This window comes from Mesorhizobium sp. M7A.F.Ca.ET.027.03.2.1, from assembly GCF_003999175.1.
Lineage (GTDB): Bacteria > Pseudomonadota > Alphaproteobacteria > Rhizobiales > Rhizobiaceae > Mesorhizobium.
The window spans coordinates 1-5,256 of record NZ_RZOM01000371.1; the positions used below are offsets into that span (position 1 = coordinate 1).

Sequence of the window (5,256 nt, forward strand, 5' to 3'; positions counted from 1 at the left end):
CATTGTGAAGCGTCGGCTCACTCTGACAGGAGACGTCGGCCGCGTCATCCTGCCCGGACGCTATCGGGGAAACATCGAGCACCTGTCGGAGCATTTCGGCGTGCCCTTTGTGCGCGGCCCCGACGAGATCGCTGACCTGCCGGCCTTCCTTGGCCGGGCGTGCAAACCGCCGGATCTGACGCGTCACGATATGCGCATCTTCGCCGAGATCGTCGATGCGCCGATGCTGTCGGTCGAGGCGCTGATGGCGAGGGCCTCGATGCTGGCCGCGGCCGGCGCCGATGTCATCGATCTGGGCTGCCTGCCGGAGACGCCGTTTCCATTGCTGCCGGAGGCTGTGCGAGCGCTCAAGGCACGGGGATTTATGGTCAGCGTCGATTCGGCCAGCGTGGACGAACTGACGATCGGGGCACGCGCCGGCGCGGACTATCTTCTCAGCCTCGATGAGAACACGCTGCCGTTGATCTTCGACCATAGGGCTACGGCAGTGTTGATACCGTCCACGCCCGGCGATCTGGATTCGCTCGGCCGGGCCATCGAAGCCGCTCAAAAGGCCGGCGTTGCCTTCATTGCCGATCCCGTGCTCGACCCGATCCATTTCGGCTTCGCCGTTTCACTCGGGCGCTTCATCGAGGCGCGGCGCCGCTGGCCGGACGTCGAATTGCTGATGGGTACCGGCAATCTCACCGAATTGACCGACGCGGACAGTTCCGGTGTTACGGCCGTTCTAGCGGGACTCTGCTCGGAACTCCGGATCCGAAACGTGCTGGCGGTGCATGTCAGCCCACACACGGTGCGGACGATCGAGGAGCACGATATCGCCCGCCGCGTCATGTTGGCTGCTTGCACGGACGGCGCGTTGCCGCGCGGCTATCACCCAGGCCTGTTGCAGGTCCACGATCGCAAGCCTTTCACAGCCTCAGCCGACGATATCGAGGCATTGGCGGCCCAGGTGCGCGACGCCAACTTCCGGATCGCGGTAGCGGAGGACGGCATCCATGTTTTCAATAGCAAAGGGCATGCGGTTGCCACGGATGCGTTCGAACTTTTTGCCGGGCTGGACGTCAACGCCGATGGCGCACACGCTTTTTACCTCGGCGCGGAACTGATGAAAGCGGAGATCGCGTGGCGCCTCGGCAAGCGTTATGTGCAGGACGAACCGCTCGCATGGGGCGTTGCCGCGCCGGCTCCTGAAACCGACCGTACCCGTCTTGCCGAGCCGGGCCAGACGCTCCGCGCAAGGAAAGAGCGCTAGGATCATGCCCTACATTCGCGAATCGATCATCACGACGGTCAACAAGGCAGGCGACGTCCACATCGCGCCGATCGGCATCATTGCCGAGAATGACGGCTGGGTGATTGCACCGTTCCGGCCGTCGGTCACGCTCGACAATCTCGCCGAAGTGCCATTCGCCATCGCCAATTATACCGACGACGTGCGTGTCTTTGCCGGCTGCCTGACAGGCCGCAGGCACTGGCCAACCGTTCCGGTTGACGGGTTTCCGGTCCCGAGGCTCGAGGCGTCGCTGGCGTATTCGGGTCTCCAAGTCCAGGCGGTCGATGACAATGGCGTGCGCCCCCGCCATTTCTGCCGCGTGGTGCGGGAGGAAGCGCTTGCGCCGTTCACCGGCCTCAATCGAGCCAAGGCGGCGGTGCTTGAGCTGGCCATCCTGGTCAGCCGGCTCGGCATGCTGCCGCGCGACAAGATCGAGGCGGAAATCGCCTACCTTTCGATCGCCATCGAAAAGACGGCAGGCGACGGTGAAAAGGAAGCCTGGGGCTGGCTGATGCAGCGTGTCAGCGATCACTTGACCGCCAAAGATTCCCGGAGCGAGGACGCGCGGGGTTAGGCCGAGCGCCGCACCCTGCTTACAACGGATATCCCGCCAAAAGCGCTACCGCGGACGCGGGGGCCGCGCTGCTCGCTTGCCCGCGAACGGTGTCATCGGCGGGGATGATGTCGGCGAAATCGACGTAGCTGCGTTCCATGCGTTCGGCCAGTCGCCTGATCTGCCAGCGACCGATTCCGGCCCCGACGATCGGGACATCCCGCGGCAAGGTCCCGGCAACCAGAGACGCTGCATCGTGCACTTTGCGCAGTTGCTGCTCGCTGAACCAGCGCGCGACTTCACCCCATTCCGGCGGGGTCAGGTCAGTGGCGTCGCGCCCCACCATGCGCGCCAGCCTCGCGATCGAGCCGTCCACGGTCTTTTCCTTGCCGTCGGCGGGAGGGTGCCTGTCGTCGTCCTCGTCGAGCACGCCCAGGATGCGATGCGCGTCGGCGATCGAGGCGAAATACTCATTCATCAGCGGCGTTAGCCTGCCATGGACGGGAGCCGACGAGGCTACGCCGAACAGGAATGTCCTGGTAAAGCCGGTATAGACCAATTCGCCGGTTAGAAGCCGTCCGGCATCGGTGTAGCCGTCATTGGCCACGGCGCCGTTCTTGATGGCAATGATATCGGTGGTGGTGGAGCCCATGTCGATGAACAGGGCATCGCCGGCGAGTTTTGCCACCAACAAGGCTGTCGCGTGCCAATTGGCGGAAGCCACATCGGCGCCTAACTGCGCTGCCTGCTCGACCCCGACGAAACCGGATGGTCCGGCATAGACCAGCTTTTTGTCTGTGGGGAAATGGGTGGAAATCTGACCCAGCAGAGCCGCTACGCCGACATCGCGGGACGGAAAGATGTCCGACAGTTCGCCTGTCATGGTGAATGCGTTGAGATCCGCACCCGCGTAGATCGGAGCCGTTTCGTCGAGGGCTGAAGCCAGCTTGTGAAGCCCTTGCCAGAGCGGCGTTGCGATCGTTACCGCCTCGACGATGCGACCGTCTTGTGCGCGGGTCACCTTCAGATGCGCGCCGCCAATGTCGAAACCGGCAATGATGCCCTTTCTTTTTTTCACGCTTCAAGCTTTCATGACGGGGGCAATTGGTCGGTGAGAAAAGCGTTGCGTATTATTCCGGTTCTCGACCTGAAGGACGGCGTGGTGGTTCGCGCCCAGCAGGGAAAACGCGATCGCTACAGGCCGATCGTTACGCCGCTCAGCCGAAGTCCTGATGTCGTCGCGGTCGCTGAAGGACTGCGTGGGCTTTATCCTTTTTCGACCTTCTACATCGCAGATCTGGACGCTATCGAAGGCGGAACGCCAAACAGCGACGCACTCGCCCGGTTGAGGACGATGGCGGAGCCGCCGGAACTTTGGGTCGATGCCGGCGTGGCCGACGAAAAGACACTTTTGGCGGCTCTTGCCGAACGCTCCCTGTCTCCTGTTCTTGGCTCTGAATCGCAGCGGGACGACATGTTGCTGCGGCGTTTTCGCGATCATCCCGATCTCATCCTGTCCCTTGATTTCATCGGCGATAGTTTTTGCGGACCGCGTTCTCTTCTCGAAGAGCCCGAGCTTTGGCCGCAAAAGGTGATTGTCATGACGCTGGCCAAGGTCGGTGCCGCCGCCGGCCCTGACTTCCGGCGGTTGCAGGAGGTCAAGGCCAAGGCCGGAAATCGCACTGTCATCGCGGCTGGCGGCGTCCGAGATGAGACCGACATCGGCGCCTTGTCCGCAATGGGTGTCGCCGCGGCGCTAGTAGCAACCTCATTGCACAACGCTACGCTCACACCCGGCCGCCTCGCATCACTCGGCGCCTGATCATCGTTGCTCGTCGACTCCCGAAGGACGTGCGCCCTTCGGGAGGTGACGTTTCAAAAGCCCAGAACTTTTTTCAGCCGGCGCAACAGACCATCCGTCTCAGAAGAGGGTTTTTCCTGTGCGGGGCTGTCTCTTGTCTAGGCTGCGAACGGATGCTTGACCTTGTCGCGCTGGGCCGTTGCTTCGGCGGCGGTCGGGGTTCCTGCAACGGCGCGCTGGATAGCTTCCTTTGTCGCCTCGTAATTGTATTTCTGGATCTTGGCGTCGTCCGCCGCGTCCCAATGGATGAACACCCCGACGCAGATGAACACGTCGTCCGCTTCGTTGGCCGGAATGGTCCCGTCCGCAACGCTGTCCTGCACGGCCTTTGCCACGGCGTGCTGCGCCGGGCCGAACATCTGGACCGCCTGCTTGGCGCCCTTGATCGTGACCTTGTTGAACATCACGGTGTTGGGTTTGCATTGAAGATTGGGCGCGATCACCGCCAAAAGCGAAGTAAAGCCATCCTTGTTGTTGGTAAGCGCGTTGCAGAATGCCGTTTCGACCGCGCTCCCCCGCGGGCCGATGAGCAGGTCGACATGCGCGACTTCGTTGCCGTCTCCCACCAGCGATTCACCGACCATAACCTTTGATATTTTTGCCATGCCAATTTCCTCCAAGACACAATTATGATGTCCACGGACGCTGCAACCGAGCAGGCGCTCGATGGACAGCTATCCTTGTTGGCAGCGTCCGGATTTGCCCGGACCGGTTGGCTAGATAGCCGCGGAAGCACAGCTTCCGCTTTTGGAAGTCAAGCACCAACGCCGCGATTATGCAAGGTGAGGGCGAGGGTGTGGACTAAAAGAGTAGCCACGGTGAGGTCGGCCGAGGTGCCGGGATTGATGTTGTCGGCCTTTAACCGACGGTCGAACTCCATGAGCAGGCGAATGCGCGACGGCTCGTCGCCCTCGGCATGTAGCGCCGCCTGGACGGCAACGGCTTCCTGCCGCGCCTGATTTGCGACGTCAACGCCATGCTTGCGCATCACATGGCTGTCGGGGAAGCCGGCGAGAAACGCCATGTAGACGAATACCGTCGGCCACATGCCGGTTTCTCCACGTGCCAACGCTCCATCCAGCGCGGCGAGCCCGACCCCGAACACGTCGCCGAAACAGCTGCCGTACTGGCGGGCGATCATGTCGCGATCGGCAGCCTCCCGCATCGCGTCCAGCAAATGGACCTTCGGCTCCTGCCGCACATCGTTGGCGGCTTCTCCCAGGCCACCTGGCGCGGCCGTGACGATCGCCTCGAATACCGCCTTGGTATCCTGCACGCTCAAAGCCCGAAGCAGCGGGTCGAGATTGTCTCGCAGTCTGTCACCGCCCATTTCGGCGGCGCATATCAGTGGCCCTGCCAGAAGGATGATTCCGAGATTGGTATTGGTTGCGACCGCCAGTCGGGTCGCGCGCACGGCCTCCAGCATGCGCTGTCCGACCGGCAGACGAGGATCGGTCAGCGGCCTGGAAGAAACCTCCGCACTCATCATGAACTGGGCGGCCGACATTCCGTGTCCGTCGGCGAACAGATGGACGTTGCCGGGTTTGAGGGCTTCGATCTCCATCC

6 protein-coding genes are annotated in these 5,256 nt (G+C 62.5%); 3 read left to right on the forward strand and 3 right to left on the reverse strand.

Features of this window, described 5'->3' with window-relative positions; translation table 11 throughout:
* Positions 1-1,255, forward strand: a 1,255-nt coding sequence (locus EN750_RS17275; RefSeq protein ID WP_127397127.1) for a DUF6513 domain-containing protein, incomplete at its 5' end; no start/stop codon positions are given.
* Positions 1,256-1,259: 4 nt separating this feature from the next.
* Positions 1,260-1,850 (forward strand): DUF447 domain-containing protein, encoded by a 591-nt coding sequence (locus tag EN750_RS17280; RefSeq protein ID WP_127397128.1) that lies wholly within the window; start codon positions 1,260-1,262, stop codon positions 1,848-1,850.
* Positions 1,851-1,869: 19 nt separating this feature from the next.
* Here EN750_RS17280 and EN750_RS17285 read toward each other — a convergent pair whose 3' ends face one another.
* On the reverse strand, positions 1,870-2,907 hold the full coding sequence (locus tag EN750_RS17285; RefSeq protein WP_127397129.1) for a hydantoinase/oxoprolinase family protein: 1,038 nt from the start codon (positions 2,905-2,907) through the stop codon (positions 1,870-1,872).
* On the opposite strand from EN750_RS17285, the gene EN750_RS17290 reads away from it, so the two are divergent.
* Positions 2,857-3,651 (forward strand): HisA/HisF-related TIM barrel protein, encoded by a 795-nt coding sequence (locus EN750_RS17290; protein WP_245481741.1) that lies wholly within the window; start codon positions 2,857-2,859, stop codon positions 3,649-3,651. The genes EN750_RS17285 and EN750_RS17290 overlap by 51 nt on opposite strands.
* A gap of 137 nt (positions 3,652-3,788) precedes the next feature.
* On the opposite strand, the gene fae is transcribed toward EN750_RS17290, so the two are convergent.
* A complete protein-coding gene (gene fae / locus EN750_RS17295) occupies positions 3,789-4,295 on the reverse strand; it encodes a formaldehyde-activating enzyme (protein ID WP_013532036.1) in 507 nt (168 codons plus the stop codon).
* A gap of 149 nt (positions 4,296-4,444) precedes the next feature.
* A complete protein-coding gene (locus tag EN750_RS17300) occupies positions 4,445-5,254 on the reverse strand; it encodes a triphosphoribosyl-dephospho-CoA synthase (protein WP_127397130.1) in 810 nt (269 codons plus the stop codon).
* Positions 5,255-5,256: the final 2 nt, after the last annotated feature.

Excerpts from the sequence above, each read along its gene's own strand:
- fae (WP_013532036.1), bottom strand. The coding sequence starts at position 4,295 with ATGGCAAAAATATCAAAGGTTATGGTCGGTGAATCGCTGGTGGGAGAC.
- EN750_RS17290 (WP_245481741.1), top strand. The coding sequence starts at position 2,857 with ATGCGCGCCGCCAATGTCGAAACCGGCAATGATGCCCTTTCTTTTTTT.
- EN750_RS17300 (WP_127397130.1), bottom strand. The coding sequence starts at position 5,254 with ATGGAGATCGAAGCCCTCAAACCCGGCAACGTCCATCTGTTCGCCGAC.
- EN750_RS17280 (WP_127397128.1), top strand. The coding sequence starts at position 1,260 with ATGCCCTACATTCGCGAATCGATCATCACGACGGTCAACAAGGCAGGC.